This is a genomic window from Pseudoduganella violaceinigra DSM 15887, assembly GCF_000425385.1.
In the GTDB taxonomy this organism is placed as follows: domain Bacteria; phylum Pseudomonadota; class Gammaproteobacteria; order Burkholderiales; family Burkholderiaceae_D; genus Rugamonas; species Rugamonas violaceinigra.
This window is the reverse complement of record NZ_KE384358.1, coordinates 346523-369995: the sequence shown is the minus strand read 5'-3', so window position 1 is coordinate 369995 and position 23473 is coordinate 346523. Positions and strand designations below refer to the sequence as shown.

The 23473-nt window shown below is 66.6% G+C and carries 22 protein-coding genes; 14 read left to right on the top strand and 8 right to left on the bottom strand.

What is annotated here, in order from left to right:
- The first annotated feature begins 10 nt into the window (after positions 1-10).
- Complete coding sequence (locus H597_RS0124275; protein ID WP_028104392.1) at positions 11-757, top strand: OmpA family protein; 747 nt, start codon at positions 11-13, stop codon at positions 755-757.
- Positions 758-763: 6 nt separating this feature from the next.
- On the opposite strand, the gene icmH is transcribed toward H597_RS0124275, so the two are convergent.
- Together icmH and tssK are read right to left on the bottom strand one after the other, a co-directional pair.
- Positions 764-1510, bottom strand: coding sequence for a type IVB secretion system protein IcmH/DotU (gene icmH / locus H597_RS0124270; protein WP_028104391.1), 747 nt, complete (start codon positions 1508-1510; stop codon positions 764-766).
- Positions 1507-2811, bottom strand: a complete 1305-nt coding sequence (tssK, locus tag H597_RS0124265; protein WP_028104390.1) for a type VI secretion system baseplate subunit TssK — start codon at positions 2809-2811, stop codon at positions 1507-1509. Before tssK ends, icmH begins: the two co-directional genes overlap by 4 nt.
- A 161-nt stretch (positions 2812-2972) precedes the next feature.
- Between tssK and H597_RS0124260 the strand changes: the two genes are divergently transcribed.
- From H597_RS0124260 to H597_RS0124225, 8 genes are all read left to right on the top strand, one after another.
- Positions 2973-3557 (top strand): hypothetical protein, encoded by a 585-nt coding sequence (locus tag H597_RS0124260; protein WP_028104389.1) that lies wholly within the window; start codon positions 2973-2975, stop codon positions 3555-3557.
- 11 nt (positions 3558-3568) lie between these two features.
- Entirely contained in the window at positions 3569-4063 is a 495-nt protein-coding gene (tssB, locus tag H597_RS0124255) for a type VI secretion system contractile sheath small subunit (RefSeq protein ID WP_028104388.1), read from the top strand.
- Position 4064: 1 nt separating this feature from the next.
- A complete protein-coding gene (gene tssC, locus H597_RS0124250) occupies positions 4065-5543 on the top strand; it encodes a type VI secretion system contractile sheath large subunit (RefSeq protein ID WP_028104387.1) in 1479 nt (492 codons plus the stop codon).
- A 14-nt stretch (positions 5544-5557) separates the two neighbouring features.
- Positions 5558-6049: an Hcp family type VI secretion system effector gene (locus H597_RS0124245; RefSeq protein WP_028104386.1), complete on the top strand. Its 492-nt coding sequence runs from the start codon at positions 5558-5560 to the stop codon at positions 6047-6049.
- 62 nt (positions 6050-6111) lie between these two features.
- Entirely contained in the window at positions 6112-6564 is a 453-nt protein-coding gene (tssE, locus tag H597_RS0124240; RefSeq protein ID WP_028104385.1) for a type VI secretion system baseplate subunit TssE, read from the top strand.
- On the top strand, positions 6561-9167 hold the full coding sequence (gene tssH, locus H597_RS0124235) for a type VI secretion system ATPase TssH (RefSeq protein ID WP_028104384.1): 2607 nt from the start codon (positions 6561-6563) through the stop codon (positions 9165-9167). The genes tssE and tssH overlap by 4 nt, the downstream gene beginning before the upstream one ends.
- An 8-nt stretch (positions 9168-9175) precedes the next feature.
- Positions 9176-10048 carry a type VI secretion system protein TssA gene (locus H597_RS0124230; RefSeq protein ID WP_051294073.1) on the top strand — a complete coding sequence of 291 codons (873 nt, stop codon included), beginning with the start codon at positions 9176-9178 and terminating at the stop codon, positions 10046-10048.
- Between the two features lie 21 nt (positions 10049-10069).
- The gene (locus tag H597_RS0124225) at positions 10070-10696 is read left to right on the top strand and encodes a tRNA-uridine aminocarboxypropyltransferase (RefSeq protein WP_028104382.1); all 627 of its coding nucleotides are present in this window, start codon (positions 10070-10072) and stop codon (positions 10694-10696) included.
- Here the strand turns inward: H597_RS0124225 and H597_RS0124220 are convergent.
- From H597_RS0124220 to H597_RS0124210, 3 genes are read right to left on the bottom strand one after another with little or no spacing between them, the layout of a single operon-like run.
- Positions 10689-13490: an Hsp70 family protein gene (locus H597_RS0124220; protein ID WP_028104381.1), complete on the bottom strand. Its 2802-nt coding sequence runs from the start codon at positions 13488-13490 to the stop codon at positions 10689-10691. The genes H597_RS0124225 and H597_RS0124220 overlap by 8 nt on opposite strands.
- Positions 13487-15334 (bottom strand): Hsp70 family protein, encoded by a 1848-nt coding sequence (locus H597_RS0124215; RefSeq protein ID WP_028104380.1) that lies wholly within the window; start codon positions 15332-15334, stop codon positions 13487-13489. The genes H597_RS0124220 and H597_RS0124215 overlap by 4 nt, the downstream gene beginning before the upstream one ends.
- Positions 15331-15906 (bottom strand): DUF2760 domain-containing protein, encoded by a 576-nt coding sequence (locus H597_RS0124210; RefSeq protein ID WP_028104379.1) that lies wholly within the window; start codon positions 15904-15906, stop codon positions 15331-15333. Before H597_RS0124210 ends, H597_RS0124215 begins: the two co-directional genes overlap by 4 nt.
- Before the next feature lie 127 nt (positions 15907-16033).
- Between H597_RS0124210 and H597_RS0124205 the strand changes: the two genes are divergently transcribed.
- Together H597_RS0124205 and H597_RS35160 are read left to right on the top strand one after the other, a co-directional pair.
- Positions 16034-17200 carry a PA0069 family radical SAM protein gene (locus tag H597_RS0124205; RefSeq protein ID WP_229632238.1) on the top strand — a complete coding sequence of 389 codons (1167 nt, stop codon included), beginning with the start codon at positions 16034-16036 and terminating at the stop codon, positions 17198-17200.
- A 165-nt stretch (positions 17201-17365) separates the two neighbouring features.
- Complete coding sequence (locus H597_RS35160) at positions 17366-17815, top strand: hypothetical protein (protein ID WP_154668265.1); 450 nt, start codon at positions 17366-17368, stop codon at positions 17813-17815.
- Between the two features lie 144 nt (positions 17816-17959).
- Here H597_RS35160 and H597_RS0124200 read toward each other — a convergent pair whose 3' ends face one another.
- Together H597_RS0124200 and H597_RS0124195 are read right to left on the bottom strand one after the other, a co-directional pair.
- Entirely contained in the window at positions 17960-18520 is a 561-nt protein-coding gene (locus H597_RS0124200; protein WP_028104377.1) for a gamma-glutamylcyclotransferase, read from the bottom strand.
- A gap of 8 nt (positions 18521-18528) precedes the next feature.
- A complete protein-coding gene (locus H597_RS0124195) occupies positions 18529-19398 on the bottom strand; it encodes a LysR family transcriptional regulator (RefSeq protein ID WP_028104376.1) in 870 nt (289 codons plus the stop codon).
- Between the two features lie 86 nt (positions 19399-19484).
- Here H597_RS0124195 and H597_RS0124190 point away from each other — a divergent pair, with 86 nt between their 5' ends.
- The 3 genes from H597_RS0124190 to maiA are packed head-to-tail and all read left to right on the top strand — an operon-like array spanning position 19485 to position 21700.
- Entirely contained in the window at positions 19485-20015 is a 531-nt protein-coding gene (locus tag H597_RS0124190) for a VOC family protein (protein WP_028104375.1), read from the top strand.
- 21 nt (positions 20016-20036) lie between these two features.
- Entirely contained in the window at positions 20037-21059 is a 1023-nt protein-coding gene (locus H597_RS0124185) for a fumarylacetoacetate hydrolase family protein (RefSeq protein WP_028104374.1), read from the top strand.
- Positions 21056-21700, top strand: coding sequence for a maleylacetoacetate isomerase (maiA, locus tag H597_RS0124180; RefSeq protein WP_028104373.1), 645 nt, complete (start codon positions 21056-21058; stop codon positions 21698-21700). The genes H597_RS0124185 and maiA overlap by 4 nt, the downstream gene beginning before the upstream one ends.
- A gap of 62 nt (positions 21701-21762) precedes the next feature.
- Here maiA and H597_RS32330 read toward each other — a convergent pair whose 3' ends face one another.
- On the bottom strand, positions 21763-23436 hold the full coding sequence (locus tag H597_RS32330) for a GGDEF domain-containing protein (protein ID WP_083941260.1): 1674 nt from the start codon (positions 23434-23436) through the stop codon (positions 21763-21765).
- Positions 23437-23473: the final 37 nt, after the last annotated feature.

Sequence of the window (23473 nt, the reverse complement as noted above, 5' to 3'; positions counted from 1 at the left end):
GGAGCCTTCCATGCGCCTGTTCGCCCTGTGCATTGCATTCGCCTGCGCGTACGCCGCGGCGCAGCCCTTGCCGGTGACCATCTCCGGCACCGTTCCCGATGAAGCCACCAGGGCGGCGATCCTGCAGCGCGCCCGCGCACTATACGGTCCTGCGCGGGTGGTCGACCAACTGGCGGTCGGCAACGTCGTAGCGCCACCCAACTGGAGCGCGCATATGCAAAAGCTCCTCTCGGAGCCGTTAAAGCAGGTCACCCAGGGCCAGTTGACCGTGGAGGGCAACCGTGTCGGCATCCGCGGCGACGTCGCCAACGAAGCCTTGCGCCAGGAGGTGGCCAGCGAGCTGGCCAACAGCCTTAACCCGACCTACACGGTCAGCAACGGCCTGCGCGTCAACGCCCCGGCGCAAAAACTGCTCGATACTGCGCTGGCGCGCCGCATCATCGAATTCGAGAGCGGGCAGGCGGTGATACGGCCGTCGGGACTGCAGATTCTCGATGAAATGGCGGCCGCCATGGTGCAGATCGGCGGGCGCAAGGTGGAAGTGATCGGCCACACGGACAACACCGGTTCGCGCGAAGCAAACCTGGCGCTAAGCCTGGCGCGCGCAGGCGCGGTGCGCAGCTACCTGTCGGCCAAGGGCATTGCGGCGGCCAGCATCTCCGTGGCGGGCGCCGGCCCGGACCAGCCGTTGGCGGACAATGCAAGCCCGGAAGGGCGGGCCCGCAACCGGCGCATCGAGTTCCGCGTCGCCGACTGACGCGGATCAAGGCAAGGTAACGTTCAGCGATGCAGGACGCGGCGGCTGTTTGACAATGTCCTGGTAGACTGCCAGCGTCGCGGCGGTGGAACTGCCCAAGGTGAAACGCATGGCGCCGAACGATATCAGCGCCGCCAGGGCGAACACGCCGCCGGCAATCCATAACGGCGCGTCGCTTTGCAGCTTGTGGCTGATGTTGTCCGGTCGCGCCGCGCGGGGCGCGAAGCCCTTGTCCTTGCCGCGCAGGTGCGCAATCTCGTCGCCCAGCCGCGCCGCCAGGTAGGACAGACGGTCGGCGCCATCCAGCGCGTAGCGGCCTTTGAAACCAAGCAGCAGGCACATATGGAAAACCTGCAGCGACTGCAGTCGTTCGCCGCCCTTCAGCCGCAGCTGTTCGAGTTTGTCGAAGAAATGCTCGCCGGCCAGTTGGTCGCCGAACAGGAGCAGCTGCAGCGGCCTGCGTTCCCAGGCGTCACGCAGCGGGAACTGGGAGGCCAGTATGGTTTCGTCCAGCGCGGCGCAAAAGGCGTATTTCGCCGCCTCGATGTCTTCGGCCGCGATGCGCAAGCCATGCGCCTCGGCGCTGAAGCCGTCGAGGAAAGTGCGGATGGCGGCGGCGAATTCCGCCTCAGCGGGCGGTGCGCAGCCGTGGCGCAGCAGGGACAGCATATGGAAGCCCTCGTGCATCAGGTCCACCAGAGCCGGGACGCGTTGTGGCGGTGGCGCCGCCCGCCGTTCGACGAAATGGCTCATGCTGTCACCACCAGGAGTTCCAGCCGCAATTCCTTGATCCCTGCCGGCACATAGATCGAAATGGACTGCGCCTTGAGCATCTGTTCGTACAGGACGCCGCGATTTTCCAGTGCGAAGTAGCAGGTGCCCGGCCGCACCGGAATGGCGGACGGCACCTGGGCTGCGTGCACCAGTTTCACACCCGGCATGGCGGACAGTACGCATTGCTCGACGTCGTCGGGAGCGCCGGCCTTGACGCGCAGCGGAACCGCGTCAACCAGTTCCAGCGCCGGCATGGCGGCCGCCAAGGCGAGATAGAGCGTGGCGCCGGCGCCGATTTTGCCGGAATCGAGCTTGCCGATATGGTAGCCGGGCTTTTCCTCGCGCAGCGCGACGGCAAAGTAGCGCGCCGAGATGACCGTATCGAGCAGCTCCCGGATCAGGCCATCGAGCTGCAGGAAGGCGGGGCCGGGCGCGGCATGCTCGTAGGCCGGCAGGCTGCCCAGATGGACCGTGCGCGAATACGTCATCAGGCCTCCCGCCAGCGCGAGCATGGCCTGGTACAGGCGTTCCGGATGGAGCGCGGGATGGCGCAGGAAGTGCAGCAAGGCCGCTGCCGAAGTGGATACGGTATGCAGCAGCCAGAATGAGGACACGTCGCCGCCGCGAAATTCGATGACGTTGCGGCTTGGCTCCCGCATATGCCCTTGCAGCGCGTTGACCTTGGCCTGCAGCGCGTCCATCAACTGGTCCAGCAGAAGCTTCAGGCGCGGCGTCGCGCCGATCGACAGCGATGGCGGCATGAAAGCGGGATCGAATTCGAATTGGCCCGACACTGTGCGCCGCAGGCGCAGCAAGGGGAAGCTGTCGTAGGCGCCGCGCGGCTCCAGGTCGGAGACCAGGCGCACCTGCCTGCGCAGGTAAGTCAGGCCGGCCGGCAGGGCGTCGCTGAACAGGTCCGCCGTTTCGCGTTCCGCGTGCTGGAAGCGGTCGCACTCCTGCGCCGGGAGCGCGGCGTGATAGGTCAACTCCTGCACCTCGGCCGGCAACGCTCCGAGTTCGATTGCCTGTGGCAGCGGGTCGCTGGCCGGCGCATCGAATAATTCCCCTCCGGGGAAGATGGCGCGCAAGCCAAGCAGGCGCAGTTTTCCGTTCGCCAGCGCCGCCGTATCCCATTCGGCCGACTGCACGCCCCACAGCATCGGCTGCGCAGCCAGTACGGTCGCGTGCATTCGTGCTTCGTGATAGCGGTCCTGCTGCTGGAAGTGCTGCGGGCGCAGGAACAGACCTTCGCTCCAGAGGATCTTCGCGGGTAATGTCATGCCGGCCTCCTTGGTTGAAGACTCCATTAAAACTGGCGCGGTGCGGCCTGCGTTTGCGCGCGCTCAAACAGCGGCGCTGCGATATCGGCGTGCTTTGAGACAACGCAATGGCGCGCCGGCGCTTCGATCCAATAATGGCCTTCACTTTGCGGAAGGAGGCAATGATGCGCAGATCCCTGACTGCGGTAATGCTTGGCGCTGCCATGCTGGCCGGCTGCGCCATTGACGAGCCGTCGCAACGCGGCGACAGGGCCGGCATGCAATCGCTGGAAAACATGCTGGCCGATGCCGACCGGGCCGCGGCCGCAGGGCAGCATGAAAAATCCCATGCGGCGCTGAAAGCTGCGGCGGCGAGCTACCCGGCAGAAAAGGCGCCCTGGCTGCAAATGGCGCAGATGCGCTTCGACCGCGGTCATTACAGCGAGGCCATTGTGCAGGCGCAGGAAGCGCTGCAGCGCGACCCGGCCGACAAGCAGGCGCTCAGCATCATCGCGGTCGGCGGCTTGCGCTTGTCGACCCGTTCGCTGGCCGAGTTGAACCAGCAAAGCAGCCTTGGCGGGTCGGTGCGCAGCGAAGCGCAGGAACTGGCGCGCATGCTGCGCAACACCCTCGGCGAGGACGTGCTGGTGCCGGCAGCGGGCGCGTCCCGCCAGGCCAGGAAGTCCGCGCCTCCGATCCGCCTGCCGGCGCCGCGCAGCGCCCCCAGTTCCTCAACCGCCGCCGATCCATTTGGGGCACTCAAATAAGGAGCAAAGCAATGGCTAACCGTGACAGCGTGCAGAAACGCCTGAGCAAGGTTCGTCCGCCGCGGGTGCAGATGACCTATGACGTCGAAGTCGGTGACGATATGGAAAACAAGGAGTTGCCGTTTGTGGTGGGCGTGCTGGGCGATTTTGGCGGCAACCCGGCCGTGCCGCAGAAGCGTTTGAAGGAGCGCAGTTTCGTCAACATCGACAGCAGCAACTTCGACGAGGTGCTCGCCGGCGTGGATCCCGTCCTGAATTTCCAGGTGCCCAACCGCTTGGGCGGCGAGGGCGAATTCCCGGTCGAACTGCGGTTCCAGTCGATGCAGGACTTTCGCCCGGAAGCCATCGTGCGCCAGGTCGAGCCGCTTGGAAAGCTGTTGGAAGCGCGCGGCAAGCTGGCAGACCTGCGCAACAAGCTGGCCGGTAATGACCGGCTGGAGGACCTGTTGACGGACGTGCTGACAAACACCGAGCAGCTGGCGGCCATTGCGCCCAAGGAGAATTGATATGAGCGCGCAACTGAAAACGGCCGCCGCGGTTGTCGAGGACGAGTGCGACCTGCTGGACCGCATTGTCGAACAAAGCAAGGTCGCCAAGTCAGGCAGCGAGCATGCGCGGGCCCGCGACATTATCGGCGAACTGGCGCGCCAGGTGATGGAGGGAACGGTGCACATGTCGCACAATCTTTCGGCAACCATCGACGCGCGGGTGGCGCAGCTGGACCGGATGATCTCGGAGCAGCTCAGCGCCATCATGCATACGCCAGCGTTCCAGAAGCTGGAGCGAAGCTGGACCGGACTGCACTACCTGGTGCGCAGCACGGCCACAGGCCCTGCGCTGAAGATCCGCATGCTGAATGGGTCCAAGCGAGAACTGGTGCGCGATTTCCAAAGCGCGCTGGAATTCGACCAGAGCAGCATATTCAAGAAAGTCTACGAAGAGGAGTTCGGCACTTTCGGCGGTTCACCCTATGCGGCGCTGCTGGGAGACTTCGAGATTTCGCGCCAGCCGGAGGATATCTATTTCGTCGAGCAGATGTCGCACCTGGCCGCGGCGGCGCACGCCCCGTTCATCGCCGCGGCGTCGCCGGAGCTGTTCGGGCTGGAGGACTACGGCGACCTGGGCAAACCGCGCGACCTGGCCAAGGTGTTCGACACCGTGGAATATGCCAAATGGAAGGCCTTCCGTGAATCGGAGGATGCGCGCTATGTCGGCCTGACATTGCCGCGTTTTCTCGGACGTCTGCCCTTCAACCCGGTGGACGGCAGCACGGTGGATGGATTCAACTTCGTGGAAGACGTGGATGGCCGCGACCACCATAAATACCTGTGGTGCAATGCCGCCTATGCCTTCGGCGCACGCCTGACCAAGGCGCACGAGGAATTCGGCTGGTGCGCCGCGATTCGCGGTGTGGAGGGCGGCGGCCTGGTGGACGACCTGCCGACCCATACCTTCAAGACCGACGAAGGCGAGGTGGCGCTGAAATGCCCGACCGAGGTAGCGATCACCGACCGCCGCGAGAAGGAGTTGAGCGATCTGGGATTCATCTCCCTGGTGCATTGCAAGAACACGGCCTATGCCGCGTTCTTTGGTGCGCAGTCGGCGCAAAAGACCGCGCGCTACAGCTCCGATGCGGCGAACGCCAATGCCGTGCTGTCGTCGCAGTTGCAGTACATCTTCGCCGTCTCGCGCATTGCGCACTATATGAAGGCCATGATGCGCGACAAGATCGGCAGCTTTGCCGCCGCCTCCAACGTCGAGGATTTCCTGAACCGCTGGCTGATGAAGTATGTTCTGCTGGACGATAACGCCAGCCAGGAGCAGAAAGCGCAGTTCCCGCTGCGCGAAGCCTCGGTGCAGGTGAGCGAGGTGCCCGGGCGTCCCGGCGTGTTCCGTGCCGTCAGCTTCCTGCGGCCCCACTTCCAGCTCGACGAGCTCACAGTTTCCCTCCGCCTCGTGGCGGAGCTGCCGCAAACCACCAACTGAAAAGGAGTATTGCGATGGCAATTGACGTCTACCTGCATATCGATGGCATCAAGGGTGAGTCGGCCGACGACCGCCACAAAGACTGGATCGAATGCAAATCGGTCAGCTGGTCGGTGGAACAGCCGCGCTCCGCCACGTCCTCCACCGGCGGCGGCCATACGGCTGAACGGTGCGAACACCGCGACGTGGTGATCACCAAGCTGGCCGACCTGGCCTCGCCGATCCTGCTGCAAACCTGCGCGGCCGGACGCACTATTCCCAAGGCCCGGCTCGAATTCATGCGCGCCGATGCGCAGGGCGAGCGGGTCAAGTACTTCGAAATCGAACTGGATAATGTGTTGATCGGGTCGGTATCCCCGTCGGTGCGCGAGGGCGACATCCTGACCGAGGAGGTCGGAATCAAGTTCTCGAAAGTGCGCTGGAAGTACACGCAGCAGCGCGTTGCGGGCGGAATCGGCGGCAACACGTCCGGCGGATGGGACCTGGCCACCAACCGCATCGCCTGATTTTGGAGGGAGTTGCGGCTGCGGTGCGCAAGCGCTGCAGCCGTTTTTTTCGGAGGCGAGGCATGGACGGATGCAGGCCGGGGTTGCTGGACCGCCTGCTGGGAAACCACCCCGGCGGACGATTCCTGTCGCAGGAGCAGCTGAAGGACGGCGTGGCGCGCGACCTTGAACTCCTGCTCAATACGCGCACGGCGATTCCAGCGCTGCATCTGCAGGCCTACCCCGAGTGCGCGCGCTCCATTCTCAATTTCGGACTGGCCGACTTTGCTGGCCTGTCGCACAGCAGCGGCGACGACCGCTTGCGCATATGCAGCAGCGTGCGCCTGGCGGTCGAGCGGCATGAACCGCGGCTGTGCAATGTGCAGGTGACGCTGGCCGAGCGCGGCGGCGCCGTCAATCGCATCGATATCGTCATCACCGGCATGCTGAGGGGAGCGGATGAAGCGGTGAGCTTCAGCGCCGCCTTGCAGCCTTCATCGCTGCACTATTCCATCAAGCGCGGAGCCATCGCATGAGTATTCAACTGAAAACCCTGATTGGAAAATTGAACGGCGTTTGCCGAAGCGCCGTCACCCGGGCCGCCAATATTGCCATCGGCATGGGGCATGGCGAAGTCGATGCGGAGCATGTGCTGCTTGCTTTGCTGGAGCAGCCGGAATGCGACCTGCTGGCGATCGCGCGGCGCTGCGAGGTCAGTGCGACCGCGCTGGAGGCCGACTTGCGGCGCGAACTGGCCGGGGTCCGCATCGCGTCCACGCGCGTTCCGGTCTTTTCCCGGCGCATGCAACTGATGCTCGAACAGGCATGGCTGATTGCCTCGCTGGCCTTGCCGCAACCGGACCAGGTACGCAGCTGCCATCTGCTGCTTGCGCTCCTGACCGAGCCGGAGCTGGCGCAGCAGGCCGCCCGCATTTCCGGCCTGTTCGCCCGTTTTCCGCTGGATGGCTTGAAACACCGCATGGAAAAGTATGTCGCCGGCTCGATCGAAGCGGCTGTCCCGGCGCCGCTCGGCAACGCGGCTTCCGCGCCGGCCGGCCAGGACCCTGCGCCAGCGCTGGCGCAGTACACCGTCAATCTTTGCAAGCTGGCGCGGGAGGGCAAGCTCGATCCCGTGATCGGCCGCACTGCGGAAGTCCGGCAGCTGATGGACGTCCTGCTGCGCCGCCGCCAGAATAATCCGATCCTGACGGGCGAGGCTGGCGTCGGCAAGACCGCCGTGGTGGAGGGGCTGGCCCTGCGCATTGCAGCCGGCGAGGTGCCGCCGCCGCTGAAGAATGTGGCTCTGCACGCGCTGGATCTGGCGCTGCTGCAAGCCGGCGCCAGCGTACGGGGCGAGTTCGAAGCGCGCCTGAAAAACGTGATCGACGAGGTGCGTCGCAGCCCGCATCCGGTCGTGCTCTTCATCGACGAGGCCCACACGATGATCGGCGCGGGCGGCGCAGCCGGGCAGGGCGACGCCGCGAACCTGCTCAAGCCGGCGCTGGCGCGCGGCGAGCTGCGCACCATTGCCGCCACCACCTGGAGCGAATACAAGCGCTATTTTGAGAAGGACGCGGCCCTGGCGCGCCGTTTCCAGGTGGTCAAGATCGAAGAGCCGGATGAAGATACCGCGGCGTCCATGCTGCGCGCCATGGTGCCGCTGATGGAAGCGCATTTCGGCGTGCGTATCCGCGACGACGCCGTGACGGCTGCGGTGCAGTTCTCGCATCGCTACGTCAACAGCCGCCAGCTGCCGGACAAGGCGGTGGGCGTGCTCGATACCGCCTGCGCCCGCGTGGCGCTGGGACAGTGCGCTTTGCCGGCGCTGCTGGAGGATGCCGCCTGCCAGATCGAACGGCTCTCGGCGCGGATCGCGGCATTGGAGCGCGACGCGGCCACTGGCGAAGGCCTGCCGGGCAGCGGCCCATCGCCATTGCCGGCCTTGCGCGACGAGCGCGGCAGCCTGCAGGCCTGGCATGCGGAATTGGCGGCGCGCCATGAGCGCGAGCGCGATCTTTGCCAGCGCGTTGTGGCGCTGCGGCAGGAGGGCGAAGCCGCGGCCGCAGCCTCGGCCCAGGCGCAATTGCATGCCTTGCAGCGCGAATCGCCCATGGTGCCGCTGGAGGTTGACCGGCACGCCGTCGCAGGCGTGGTGGCGGGATGGACCGGCATTCCGGTCGGCCGCATGCTGCGCGACGAGATCCGCACCGTGCAGCAGCTCAAGCCCGCGCTTGAGTCGCGCGTGCTGGGGCAGGGGCACGCGGTCGACGCCATTGTGCAGCGCATGCGCACCGCCCGTGCCGGCCTGGATGAACCGCGCAAGCCAAAGGGCGTCTTCCTGCTTAGCGGGCCTTCCGGCGTGGGCAAGACGGAAACCGCGCTGGCCCTGGCCGACCTGCTGTATGGCGGCGAGCGCAAGCTGGTGACCATCAATATGAGCGAATACCAGGAGCCGCACAGCGTGGCGGGGCTGAAAGGATCGCCGCCCGGCTACGTGGGGTATGGCGAGGGCGGCGTGTTGACCGAAGCGGTGCGGCGCTGCCCCTATTGCGTGGTGCTGCTCGACGAGGCCGACAAAGCCCACCCGGACGTGCTGGAACTGTTCTACCAGGTGTTCGACCGCGGCGTCCTGGAGGATGCGGAAGGGCAGCCGGTGGACTTCAGCAACACGGTCATTATCCTGACGTCGAATCTGGGCTCGGGCGCCATCATGCAGGCTTGCCTGAACCGCGGCGACGCCCCTTTGCCCGCGCCGGAGGAACTCGACGCCTTGGTGCGGCCGCAGCTGTCCCGGCACTTCAAGCCCGCCTTCCTCGGGCGCCTGCACGTGGTGCCGTACTACCCGCTGTCGGACGATGCGCTGCGCCAGGTCATCGCGTTGAAACTGGGGCGCATCGGGCAGCGCGTCAGCGAAAACCACCACGCGGAATTCTGCTGGGACGACGGCTTGGTGCAGGCCGTCCTGGCGCGCTGCACCGAGACCGACTCGGGGGCGCGCAATATCGACGCCATCCTGCACGGCCGCCTGCTGCCGGGCGTCGCCGACCTGCTGCTGGCGCGCATGGCGGAAGGCATGCCGGTGGCGCGGGTCAAAGTGGGCGTCACGCGCCAGGGCCAGTTCCGGATCAGTACCCGATAGGAGGGCTTATGTTCACCAATGAAGACCTGCTGGTGCCGCTCGGCGCCAGCCAGCCGTGCGGGGAAGACGTCTCCTTCGACGCCTGCATGGACGCCATTGCCGCCGCGCGGCGTCAGGACGATCCGACCCTGGCGCAGGGCGAATGGGCCACGCCGCTGCATAGCGCGGACTGGACCCTGGTGGCCAACCGCTGCGCCGAATTGCTGCGCACCCGCAGCAAGGACTTGCGCCTGGCAGTTTGGCTGGCGGAGGCGCGGGCGCATACGCATCGCCTGCGCGGACTGGGCGATGGCTTCCTGCTGCTGGCGGGCTTGTGCGAGCGCTATTGGGAACATGTGCATCCCTTGCCGGAGGGCGGCGAGCATGAGCTTCGCAGCGGCAACCTGGCATGGCTCCTGGGCCGCACACCGGCGCTGGTGAAAGAGTTCCCTGCCGAGGGCGACGCGCAAGCCCGCCTGCAGGACGCGCGGCATTGCCTGGCCGCGCTGCTGCAGCTGCAGTCCGCGGTGGATGCCCGGCTCGGGGCCGATGGCCCGGCATTCGGCGCTGCGCGCGAAGCTGTGCAAGGGGCGGTGCACGCCGCCGCGCAAGACGCCGCGCAAGACGCGCCCGAAGCGGGCGCCGTTACGGAGGCCTGCGACGCGCCCATTCCTGCTGTCCGGCCGGGGATGCCGCAGTCGCGCGAGCACGCGCTGGCGCAACTGCGCCTGGTCGCGGAATTTTTCCGCCGCAGCGAGCCGCACAGTCCGGTCGCCTACCTGGCGGAAAAAGCCGCCAAGTGGGGCGAATTGCCGCTTCACGAATGGCTGCGCGCCGTGGTCAAGGATACTGCGCTCATCGCCCAGCTGGAAGAATTGCTGGACGCGCCGCCGCGGGGCTAGGCTTGGTGTATGATCCGCGGCATGAACCCCATGCCGCGGCGCCAGATGTGCGCCACCTGCCTGCGCCCGGCCGCCACATGCATCTGCCGTTGGGCGGCGCCGGTGGCGAGCCCGGTCGACATCCTGATCCTGCAGCATCCGATGGAAGTGGCGAATGCCAAGGGCAGCGCGCGCCTGCTGCATCTATGCCTTCCGGGCAGCCGCATGGCAGTCGGCGAGCGCTTCGAGGAAGGGGCGCTGGACGCGCTGCTCGGCGCGCACGGCCGGCAGCCGCTGCTGCTCTATCCCGACACGCCGGGCGACCGCTCGCTCGGCATCGCGCCGCCACCGGCCTGCGGCGACACGCTGGCGCCGGCCCGGTTGCAGCTGGTCGTGCTGGATGCGACCTGGCGCAAGAGCCGCAAGATGCTGTACCTGAATCCGGCGCTGCAAGCCTTGCCGCGCCTGCCCCTGCGCGGCACGCCGCCGTCGCACTACCTGATCCGCAAGGCGCACGCGCCGGACCAGCTCTCGACGCTGGAGGCGACCTGCTACGCGCTGGCGCAGCTGGAAGGCGACGCCCAGCGCTACGACCGCGTGCTCGCCGCCTTCGACGGCTTCGTCGCGCAGCAGCAAGGGCAGGCCGCGCGCGGCGGCGCCGCTAGCTGAGCAGCTTCAAGCCCGGCGGCAGGGCGTCGCCCAGCATGCGCTGCGCGCTGGCCTGGTCGAGCTGGACCACCTCGCGCACCATGGCGGGCCAGCTTGGCGGGGCGCCGGCGGCTTCCAGGCGGCGCACGACTTCGGCGCGCAAGGCATCGTCGATATCGCGCGAACGGTCGCCCGTCAAGCGCGCCAGGTGGGCAGCGGCGAAGCCCGCCGGTTCGACTTTTTTCCAGTCCAGCAGCATCACCGCCTGCAGCCATTGCTGCACCGTTTCGACCGGCGCCACATCATGCGCGCTGCCGTGGAAGGGACGGCGCGCGCCGACCCGGCCCAGCGCCCACAGGTAGCGGGTTTGCGCCGCCAGGTGTTTCGCCTTCGGCAGTTCGCCCACCATCCAGTTGCCGATTTCCGCCTTGTAGGCCGAGGGAATGCGCTCCAGCGATGCGCCCAGGCGCAGCATGTCTTCCTCGCTGCCGTTGACCAGGGTGACGGGACGGCGTCCCCGCTCGCTGGCATCGGCCTGCAGGTTGAAGGCGAAATCGTCCAGCAGCCGCAGTTGCGCCTGCGGCGGCAGGCCGCCCGAGACGCGGCGCCACAATGTCCACCATTCAACGCGGGCCTGGCTGTCCTGATGGTGCTGTAAGCCGCTCTCGAACATCGCCCACAACTGCGCGATGCGCCATTCGTCGAGCGCATGGCCGAAGCCCGGGCGCAGGCAGTAGCCGGCCAGGTTCAACCAGGCGCGCTCGTGTTCCGGCGAGCGCCGGCGGCCCTTGGCGCGCTCGAGCAGGGCGTCGAACAGGCGGCGCAGCAGCGGCGTGGCCCAGCGTTCACGGCTGCCCAGCAGGTGCTCGAGCTGGCTGCGCAGCTGGCGCACTTCCTTGACGTCCACCTGCAGGGCGCGGCTGCCGAAGATGCGGTCGATCTTCTCCAGCGCGTCCGGCAGGCGCGCCGGCAACGGCGCTTCGGCGGCGTTGTCGTCGTCGCTGTCGGCCTCCCCGTGTTCGCGCAGCTGGAATTCCAGCTGCCAGCGCTGGCTGCCCGACATGCAATGCACCTCGAGCGTGCCCACTTCGGTCAGCGCGGCGGCCAACTGCACCGTGATCTCCTTGCGCGCGCCGGCATCGCCGCTGTCGCGCAGCACGGTGGCGATGGCCGGCAGCGCCGTCAGTTCCTCCGGCGCGAGGTCGGCGATATCGCCCGCCTGCGGCGGCACCGCGTCGGCCAGGGTGGTGGCGATGTGAAAGCGCACCGGCCGCCCCAGGCGAAGGGCGAAGCTGCGTTCCTCGAGGCGCACTTCGTGGCCGCTGGCGGCGCCGCGCGGCAGCAGGCAGACGGCGCGGCGCGTCACCCCGGGGGCGCTGGCGTGATCGAGCAGCAGCCAGTAGCTGCGCGGCGAACCGCCAGCGATGGCCGGCGCCAGCCCTTGCCGGCCCAGCGCATAGGCGACGCCGCCGCGCGCCACCGCGACATCGGGATCGTCGTTATGCAGGACGCGCACCGGCTGGCCGCGCCAGGTGGACAGCGTCTCGGCCAGGCGCTCGGCCAGCCTGGCGGCGCGGAACACGCCGCCGTTCAGCAGCAGGGTGTCGGGGACGGGCAGGCGGCCGTCATCCGCCTGCCCAAGTGCCGCCCGCGCCGCCGCCGCGTGCTGGCGCAGGAAGCTGGCCAGGTGGCGCGTGACGGCGGGATCGCTGGCGTAGGGCAGGCCGAATTCGACGATGCCGCCGCGCCGCGACTGCGCGTCCTGCTGCGCTTCGTTGCGCGGGAAAAAGCCGTCCAGCACGATGCGTTCGACATCGTCCCGCTGCAGGGCGATGGAACGGGTGGCGCCCACCAGGCGCGAGCCGGCGCCGAGCAGGGTCACCGGGACCTGCTCTGGCGCGTCGGCCGCCAGCAAGGCCTCCTTCGCGGCGCGGCAGCGTTCTGTCAGCTGCGCCAGGCGCACCGCCGACAGGCGCTGCGCAGGCTGGGTGTCGCCGGCGCCCAGGCGCTGCTCGGCCAGGTGGGCCAGCGCCAGGTCCATATTGTCGCCGCCGAGAATCAGGTGATTGCCGACGCCGATACGCGTCAGCAGCGGTTCGCCGTCGACCATCTCCACCTTGACCAGGGTGAAGTCGGTGGTGCCGCCGCCGACGTCGGCAACCAGCACCAGGCGCGCCTCGCCCAGCTCCTGCGCCAGCGACGCGCGGTGGCGGTACAGCCAGTCGTACAGCGCGGCCTGCGGCTCTTCCAGCAGGCGCAGGCTGGGCAGGCCCGCCATGCGCGCCGCCTCCAGCGTCAGGGCGCGCGCGCCTTCGTCGAAGGAGGCGGGAATGGTCAGTACGACTTGCTGCCGCTCCAGCGGCGCCGAAGGAAAGCGGGTATTCCAGGCCGCCCGCAGATGCGCGAGATAGCTGGCGCTGGCGGCAACGGGCGACACGCGCGGCACCTCGTCCGCAGCGCCCCACGGCAGCACCGGCGCCATGCGATCGACGCCGGTATGCGAAAGCCAGCTCTTGGCGCTGGCCACCAGGCGTCCCGGCACCTGGCCGCCCAGCTTGCGCGCAAGGCGGCCGATGACGGCGCCCGGCGGCGCGTCGGCCAGCGCCGGTTCCGGCCAGGGCAGCTGCAATTCGCCGTCGGCAAATTCGCCGGCGGCGGGGTGATAGCGGGACGAGGGCAGCAGCGCGGCGCTGCCGATCTCGCCGGGCGCGGTGAGCTGCTCGACATCGAACAGCCGCACCTCGCCGTCCGGGGCCGCATAAGCGAGCACCGAATTGGTGGTGCCCAGGTCGATGCTGACCAGGTATTGCGTCATTGGCCCTCGCCGGAACCGCGCACGTCGAATTCGACCTGCCAGCGCTGGCCATCCTGTGCCACCGCCAGCAGTTCCAGCGTGCCCGCTTCGCTGGCATAGGCGTGCAGACGCACCTGCACCACCTGGCCCACGGCACGGCCGTCCGGCGACAGCGTGGCCTGGATTTCATTGAGCTCCACCAGTTCGTCCGGCCCCCAGAAATCCAGCACGGCGCCGATCGGGTCCTGGCGGCGCACGGAAGAACCGAAGAAGCGGAAGTGCACCGGTTCGCCCACCACCAGGCCGAATTCCTGGCCCGGCAATTCGAGCTCGCTGCCTTCCTCCATGCCGAATGGCGCCACGCACAGGGCCTGGATCGGCGGCTCCATGCCGGGGATGGCCGGCATCGACGACTCCACCGCCACGTAATAGGAACGGGCCGTGCCGCCGCGAATGCGCACGCCGGCGCCGCGGCGCACATAGCTGTAGTAGGCCGCGCCGCGGGCCACGGCCAGGTCCAGGTCGGCGCCGCCCAGCATGCGGGCCGGTTCGGCGCCTTCCATGGCCAGCCAGTCGTTGATGGTCTCCATCACGCGGCCGGCCAGGAGCTCGGACTTGAACACGCCGCCATTGAACAGCACAGCGCTTGGATGCAGGAAGGTATGCGCCGGATCGGCCGTAAAGCCTGCCAGTTCCGCCGTGGCCCCGACCTGGCGCGCCAGGAAGGCCGCCAGGTGCCTGGTGATCGCCGCGTCCTGGGCGTAGGGCAGGCCAAGCTGGGTCAGGCCGGCGCGGGCGCGCACGGCCGGACGCGCGGCCGCATCGACTTTCGGGAAGAAGCCGTCGGTGATGAAGGCCGACACTTCGGCGCGGGTCAGTTCGGTGCGGATGGAACCGCCGATCAGCTTCGAGCCGCGGCTGGGCACCACGATCGGCCAGGTCTCGGCCTGCGCATTGGCCAGCAGGGCTTCCTTGGCGGCGCGGCAGCCATAAGTCAGCGCGCGCATTTGCCAGGCGTCGAGCTGGGTGCCGCTGGCGGCCAGCTTGCGCGCCACCAGGTGGGCCAGCGCCAGGTCCATATTGTCGCCGCCCAGCAGGATATGGTCGCCCACGGCCACGCGGTGCGGTTCCAGCTTGCCGTCGCGCTCGAGGATGGCGATCAGCGAAAAGTCGCTGGTGCCGCCGCCCACGTCAACCACCAGGATGATGTCGCCGGGCTTGACTTCCTTGCGCCAGCGGCCGTCGCTGTTCTGGATCCAGCTGTACAGGGCAGCTTGCGGTTCCTCCAGCAACGTCATGGCGTCGTAGCCGGCCGCGCGCGCCGCTTCGGCCGTCAGTTCGCGCGCCGCCGGGTCGAACGAGGCGGGGATCGTGACGGTCACGGCTTGCTGTGCGAACGGCGCTTCCGGATGGGCGTGGTCCCATGCCGCGCGCAGGTGTTTCAGGTAGCGGGTCGACGCTTCCAGCGGCGAGACGCGCGACACTTCTTCCGGCGCCTCATGCGGCAGGATGGCGGCGCGGCGGTCCACGCCGGGGTGGCACAGCCAGCTCTTGGCGCTGGACACCAGGCGGATCGGCGTGGTGGCGCCGCGGCTGCGCGCCATTTCGCCCGTCACGGCGGGCTGGCCTTCCGCGGCGGCCCAGGGCAGGGCCAGTTCGCCGGCCGCCAGCTCGTCCGGGTGCGGCAGGTAGAGGAAGCTTGGCAGCAGCGGCAGTTCTTCCACCGTGCCCGGCGCGGTCAGCTGGGGCACGCCGAGCACGCCGTGCGCGGTCTTCTCGCCGTCGCTGCCGGCCAGTTCGACATAGGACAGTGCGCTGTGGGTGGTGCCAAGGTCGATACCGATGGCGTAACGGGGATCGCTCACAGTTCCACCTCGGCCGGAGCCAGCACCGTGGCGTCATGCGCTTCCGCCAGCTTCGGCAGGCGCACGCTGGCGGCGCGCCAGCCGCGATGGCTCAAGGTGCCGGTGAACGGCGCCTTGCCGACCACATTGCCGGTCAGGCGCACGGCGGCGGCGTCGAAGCCTTCCGGCAGCGTGACGCGGCTGCCTTCGGCTTCCGCGCGGATGGCGTCGACGGTGAAGTGCTCGCGCAGCACCTTGGCGCAGCCTTCGTGCACCACGCGGGCGGCGGCGCCGATGTCGGCGTCCGAATAAGCGGACAGGTTTTCCTGGGTGAAGTCGATCAGGCGGGCTTCGCGCTGGAACAGCGAAAGCAGCTGCAAGGCCGCATCCGGCGTGGCTTCGCGCAGGGGCGCGGGGGCCGGGGCCGGGGCTGGCGTAGGCATCGCAGCGGCAACCGGTGCCGCTGCAACGGGGCCGAGGCCGTCGTCGCGCACGCGCGCAGCGAATTCCGCATCGCCCAGGGTTTTGAAAAAGGCGCCAATGGCGAGGGAAATCCTGCTCCCAAAGGAGGGCAGATTCGTAGATTTGCTCATGTTATTGCTCTTTGAATGTCGGGGGGGATCCCGGAGAAGTGCGCATGATACCAGCTTGGCTTGCAGGGCTGGCGCAGGGGGTTTAGAATACTGTATAAATACACAGTGTTTTAGATCGGGGCGCAGCATGCAGGAGCATGAACCAGAGGGGCAGGTGATGCTGCCGCCGCCATCGCTGAAGGCGAAAAAAGGCCGCGGCGCAGTATCAAACATGCAAGGAAGGTATGAGGTGCAGGCGCGCGAAGCGTTTGACGACGGCTGGGCGCCCGATCCGGACGATGCGGCGGCGGAGCTGCGTCCTCCGCGCACCATTGTCACGGAGGAAACGGCCAAAACCATCCTGACGCGCAACCAGTCGCCCGACATTCCGTTCAGCGTTTCGCTGAACCCGTACCGGGGATGCGAGCATGGCTGCATCTATTGCTTTGCGCGCCCGTCGCACAGCTATCTTGGCCTGTCGCCGGGACTGGATTTCGAAACCCGGCTGTTCGCCAAGGTGAATGCGGCCGAGCTGCTGCGCGCTGAATTGTCCAAGCCCGGCTATCAGGTCGAATCGCTGGCGCTGGGCGTGAATACGGACGCCTACCAGCCCTGCGAACGCGAATACCAGCTGACGCGGCGCGTGCTGGAAGTGCTGGCCGAGTGCAATCACCCGGTCGGCCTGATCACCAAGTCCTCGCTGATCGAACGCGATATCGACCTCCTGGCGCCAATGGCCGAACGCAATCTGGCCGCCGCCTCGGTCACCATCACGACCTTGGACAGCAAGATTGCCCGCACCCTGGAACCGCGCGCTGCCGCGCCAGCGCGCCGCCTGCGCACGATCGAAACGCTGGCCAGGGCCGGCATCCCGGTGGGCGTCAGCATTGCGCCCATCATTCCCTTTGTTACCGAACCGGATATCGAGAAAGTCATGGCCGCTGCGCGCGATGCGGGCGCCGTGATGGCGACCTATGTGGTGCTGCGCCTGCCGTGGGAAGTCAGCCCCTTGTTCAAGGAGTGGCTGGAAGCGCATTTCCCCGACCGCGCGGCGCGCGTGATGAACCGCGTGCGCGATATGCGGGGCGGCAAGGAATATGACGCCGAGTTCGGCTCGCGCATGCGCGGGGAGGGCGTGTGGGCCGATCTGATCCAGCAGCGCATTGAAAAAGGCATTACCCGCTTCGGCTTCCACGGCCGCCATAGCAAGTTCCGCTCACTCGACTGCACCCAGTTCAAGCGGCCTGACTACCTTCCTCCCTCCGGCGCCCGTGCCCGTGCTGCGGCGAAAGCGGGGCAGATGGATTTGTTTTAGGGGAGGATTGGGCACCATGGTGCTCCTTCCTGGCCCCTCGGAGAGAAGTGCTGAAATGGGCATTTCGAGGTGCTGAAAACTGCTGAAATCGGGCGATTTTGAACGTTTTGTGCAGACACAGCAGGGGATTTCAGCATGTGCACTAGTATGTCCGTGGCGATTCCTGTGAGCACTTTGCGTAACTTGCTTGAGTATCTGACCGAGCAAGGCAGTGAGCTTGACCCTGCCGACGTGGCCGACCGTGCGATCCGCGAATGGCTGGAACGCCAGCGTGGGCCGGCAAAGCGCCGGGCGCCCTTGGGATATTGGTGGAAAACTGTGTTTCTGCCTGATGGTTCCCGCCTGCGAATTTCCAGTCGATATTGTGTGCATTTTGCGACGGTCGTTGGCGACGAAATCATCTATAACAGCTTAAGCGTATCGCCAAACCAGTTTGCTACGGCAAGTCTTGGGACCGTGCGCAATGCATGGGAAGCCATTTATGTTCAGCTTCCAGGAGAAAGGGATTGGAAACCGGCGGTCAGGCTTCGCTACGCGGCGGCCGCGCAGGCGCAACGCCTGGACAATCGTGAGGCCGAAGCCAGGGCTCGAGAAACCGCTGAAACGAGGTGCTGAAAAGCGTCTTTTTGGGTGCTGAAATCTGCTGAATTTGGACGATTTTGAGGGTTTTCTGCGAACACAACAGGAGATTTCAGCACCTCCCTCCGAGCGACTGGGAAGGCACGCATGATTGGCCGTATAGCGTCGCTGATAATCCCCTCAAATCCGCTTAAGGTGGGCCTCGATAGCGTGCACATGCTCGTCGTGGTGGCCCATCTCGCGCAAGGCGGCGGCCAGGCGCAGCAGGTACTCGCGGTTGGGACCACTGGGCCCGCAGGCCGACGCGATGTGGCGGGCGATTTCCTCGACCGGCGCTTCGCCCAGCCAGGCCGCGTTGTCCGCAGCGGCAATATAGATCAAGCCCTCTTCGACGCCGCCCGCATCGAAATGGATGTCGATGGCCACGCGCAGGTAGCCATTCTTTTCGCGATGATCCAGGTGTGCAAATTCCTCCGGCGTGACGAGGTAGGCCATGCCATGGCACACCGCGCCCGCCGAGGGAATCAGGGTGGCGACCCGGCCCGGCGCCTCTGGCGTGCCGCGATGGTCGTGCGACCCTTGCCAGAAGCGGCGCGACCAGCCGTGGATATGCGCGGGCCTGCGCTCGATGAATGGAAAGTCCGCCTTGTAAATCAGCGAGCCATAGCCGAACAGCCACACCTGGTGGTGGCCGTCGAACTTGTCCATTGCCTGGTTGGCTTCAATCGTATTGTGCGACATGCCGCAAATTATAGGGAATACTCGCCCAGCACGCTGATGAAGCGCTCGGCGGCGGGCGAGGGCGTGCGCGAAGTCTTGGTGTAGATGAAGAATTTGCGCTTTAGCTCCGGCTCGACCAGCGGACGCATTTCCAGGCCATACAAGCGCACCATCGGCTCGGCATACGGCAGGCAGGCCGTGATGCCCAGTCCCGCCGCCACCATGGCCAGCGCCGTTGTCATGAAGGTCACCTCGTTGTACGGCGCCAGCGTGGTCATATCGCGCAGCAGGCGTTCGGTGAACTGGCCCTGCAAAGCGATGAAGGGATGCCGGTTGACTTCCGCCCACGCCACCTTGCGGCGCGCGGCCAGCGCATGCCCGGCCGGGAAGACCACAACAAAAGGCATTTCGAACAGCAGCTGCGCATCCACCTCCGGCGTCAGGTCGCGCTCCGGCCCGATGCCGACATCGACTTCGCCGCTCACGACGCGCGCCGCCACATTATCGACCGGGCAGTCGACCAGTTGCACCTGCACGTCCGGATAGGAAGCGCGGAAGGCGCCGATCACCTGCGGCAGCAGGGTGCACGCCATCATCTGCGGCGCCGCCACGCGCACAATGCCTTTTTTCAGGGCTTTGCGGCTGGCGATATCGGCCATCGCACCGTCCAGATCCTGCAGCATCTTGTCGAACAAGGGGTACAGCTCGCGTCCCACCTCGGACAGCTGCACGCGGCGCGTATTGCGTTCGACCACTTTCACGCCCAGCAATTGCTCCAGTTCCTTGATCTGCCCCGACAAGGCGGACTGGGTGACATGCAGCAGTTCGGCGGCGGCGGTAAAGCTGCCGCTGCGGGCCACGGCGACCAGGGCGCGCATCTGGCGGACAGTTGGACTCATCAGGAAAACTAATAAATTGACGTGAAAATATCGTTTGTATGATAGCTGAAACAAGAGTTTAATGGCGGGATACATAGGAGCCCGCCATGAAAATCAAGCAAATCCACCACGTTGCCTACCGCTGCAAGGACGCCAAGGAGACCGTCGAGTGGTACGTCAAGCACCTGAACATGAACTTCGTGCTGGCCATCGCGGAGGATGAAGTGCCTTCGACCAAGGCCCCAGACCCGTACATGCACGTCTTCCTGGACGCCGGCCAGGGCAATATCCTGGCCTTCTTCGAGCTGCCGACGCAAAAGGAGATGGGGCGCGATGAAAACACCCCGGCCTGGGTACAGCACCTGGCGCTGGAAGTGGCCTCGATGGACGAACTGCTGGCCGCCAAGGAGCGCCTGGCCGCCGCCGGCATCGAGGTGCTGGGCCCCGTCAACCACACCATCTTCAAGTCGATCTACTTCTTCGACCCGAACGGCCACCGCCTGGAACTGGCGGCCAACACCGGCACCCCGGAAATGATGCAGAAGCTGGACGACGTGAAGTGGGACATGCTGGAAGAATGGTCTAAAACGAAAAAAGCGCCCAAGCACGCAGCCTGGATGCACGCGCCGCAGAATTAAGCTCCAAGATTAAGGAAACACATGAAACTCGCCACCTTGAAAGACGGCAGCCGCGATGGCCGCCTGGTCGTCGTTAGCCGCGACCTGAAATCCTGCCAGCCGGTTCCCGCCATCGCCGCCACCTTGCAGGACGCGCTGGACAACTGGGACGTCGCCGCACCGCAGATGAAACAGATCTACGCCCTGCTGAACCAGGGCAGCGCGTCCGGCGCCCAGCCGTTCGACGAAAGCCTGTGCCACTCGCCGCTGCCGCGCGCCTACCAGTGGGCCGACGGCTCCGCCTACATCAATCACGTGGAGCTGGTGCGCAAGGCGCGCAATGCCGAAGTGCCGGCATCGTTCTACACCGACCCGCTGATGTACCAGGGCGGTTCGGACAGCTTCGTCGGCCCGCGCGACGCCATTTACGCGCTGGACGAAGCTTGGGGCATCGACTTGGAAGCGGAAGTGGCCGTCATCACCGGCGATGTGAAGATGGGTGCCAGCGAAGACGAGGCGGCCAAGGCGATCCGCCTGGTCATGCTGGTCAACGATGTTTCGCTGCGCAACCTGATCCCGAACGAGCTGGCAAAGGGCTTCGGCTTCTTCAACTCCAAGCCGGCCAGCGCCTTCTCGCCGGTGGCCGTCACGCCGGAAGAACTGGGCAAGGCCTGGGAAGACAGCAAGCTGCACCTGCCGTTGCTGGTGCAGATCAACCGCCAGCCGTTCGGCAAGCCCAATGCCGGCGAAGACATGACCTTCAACTTCGGCCAGCTGGTGGCCCATGCCGCCAGGACGCGCGAACTGTGCGCCGGCACCATCATCGGTTCGGGCACCGTGTCGAACAAGCAGGGCAGCCTGCACGGCTCGAGCATCGCCAACGGCGGCGTGGGCTACTGCTGCCTGGCCGAAGTGCGCATGTATGAAACCATCGAAAGCGGCAAGCCGCAGACCGGCTTCCTGCAATTCGGCGACACCGTGCGCATCGAGATGCATGACGCGCAAGGCAAGACCATCTTCGGCGCCATCGACCAGACCGTACGCAACTACGAGGAACGGGCATGAAGCTCTACACCTATTTCCGCAGTTCGGCCGCCTACCGCGTCCGCATTGCGCTGAACCTCAAAGGCCTGGCCTATGAGGCGGTGCCGGTGCACCTGCTGCGCGACGGCGGCGAGCAGCTGGCGCCCGCCTACCGCGAGGTCAACCCGGCCGCCCTGCTGCCGGCGCTGGAAGACGACGGCATCGTGCTGACGCAGTCGCTGGCCATTATCGAGTACCTGGAAGAAGCGCATCCGATGGCGCCGCTGCTGCCGCAGGACGCGGTGGGCCGCGCCCGGGTGCGCGCGCTGGCGCAGACCATCGCCTGCGACACCCATCCGCTGATGAATTTGCGCGTGCTCAAGTACCTGAAAGGCCCGATGGGCCTGAGCGAAGAGCAGAAGATGGCGTGGTACCACCACTGGATGGGCGAGGGCATGAAGGCGCTGGAAGCGCACCTGGAGCGCGACGGCGACGCCGGCCGCTTCTGCTACGGCGACACCCCGACCATCGCCGACTGCTGCCTGGTGCCGCAGGTATACAACGCGCAGCGTTTCGACATCGACCTGGCGCCGTACCCGAACGTTGCGCGCATCGCCGCCAACTGCGCCGACCTCCCGGCATTCAAGGCAGCGCACCCTGCGTCCCAGCCGGATACGGAATAGATCCGTCCCGCGGCTGCCGCACACCGGGGTCCGACCCTTGGGTCGTACCCCGCCTTACCGGTTTAAAACTGCACCACCCGGTTGCGGCCCTCCTTCTTGGCCCGGTACAGCGCCTTGTCCGAGCGCACCAGCAAAGAAGAGGGCGTATCGGGCGCGCCGTAAGGATCGGCCGCCGCCACGCCGATGCTGATGGTCAGCGCCACCTCGTCCCCCAGCTCCGTCCTGACCCGCAACTGGGCCGCCTGTTCGCGCAAGCGCTCCGCCACATAGGCCGCAACAGCGACCGGCGTCTCCGGCAGCAGCAGCACGAACTCCTCCCCGCCGAAACGCGCCACCGAATCCACCGCGCGCAAATTGGCCGTCAGCAGCGTCGCGGTCTGGACAATCGCCTGGTCGCCCACCTCGTGGCCGTGGCTATCGTTGATGCGCTTGAAGTGGTCGATATCGATCATCAGCAGCGACAGGGGATGACGGAAGCGGCGCGCGCGCTCGAGCTCTTGCGCGATCTGCTCCGTCATCTTGCGCCGGTTGGCGATGCCGGTCAGCGGATCGGTGCTGGCCTGCTCCTGCAGCTTGCGGTTGGCCTGCAGCAGCTCCAGCGTGCGCTGCAGCACGCGGTCTTCCAGGCCATTGCGTTCGGACGCCAGGTCCGCCATGGCGCGCCGGCGCGCGCGCAGCGACAGCACCAGCGCCGTAATCAGCGCCCCTTCGAGCAAAATCAGGGCGCCCACGGAAATGATTTGCCAGCGGTACAGTTCCCACACATTGTGCGGACGGTTCAGCATCACCGCATCGTGCGGGATATTGCGCAGGCCGGCCTGGCGCGCCGTCGGGTAGTCGAAGTAATAGCCTTGCAGCTGGCCGGCCAGGGCCGGCTGGCCAAGCAGCAGGCGCGCCATCACGCGTCCGACGGCCTCGCCGCTGACCACATAGCCGCCCACCACGCCCGGTATGACCAGCGATTCGGAATGGGTAAACAGCGGCGCCCTGGTGGCGCTGGCAATCTGCCGTGCGAGATCTTGCGGCTGGATGCGCGTCCAGCCTTCGCCGCGTATGGAGGACAGCATGAAAATGGCGCTGCCCTGGTCCAGCACTGCCGCGCGCTGGCGCAGCTCGGTCACGCTGCCGTCGTCCCAGATCTCGAAGCGGATCCCGGGAAAACGCGGGGTGATCTTGCGGATGCGCTCGAGCCACATCTGCCCGCGCATCGTCTGGTCGCCGATGACGACGATATGGCGGACGTCCGGGTCGACCAGCGGAATCACGCCGATGGCACGCTCGAAGTCCGAGCTCACTTCGTATCCCATGCCATCGCGCGGCATCCATTGGTCGCGGCCATGGTTCACATAGTGGCGCGGAACGCCCGGGAACAGCTCGGGATGGCTGGAAAGGAAACGCGCCGCCACGAAATTCTCGGTCACGATGGCGTCGAACTTGACGTCGGCGTACTTGGTCTCGAGGTAGGGCGCCATGCCCTCCTGCAGCTTCTCTTCGCCGACCCGGTTGGCGTCGAAACGCTCTTCGAAGATCGCCGGCGTCGTCCCCTGGCTGCTGCGCTCAAGTTCGTCGTACATGCCCTTGTGCACCAGTCTTTGCCAGGCCGAGGAGGAGTCCGCCCCGAGGGAGTACAGCACCAGGACGCGCCGCTCGTCCGCCGCGGCATGGCCGAAGGCGCACACGAGCCATAAGGCAAGGGCCAGGCGCGGGAATGTTCGGCGGTGCAGGATGGGCGGCATAGGGGTGCAAAGTGTAGCACGCCTCTGCGCAATATTA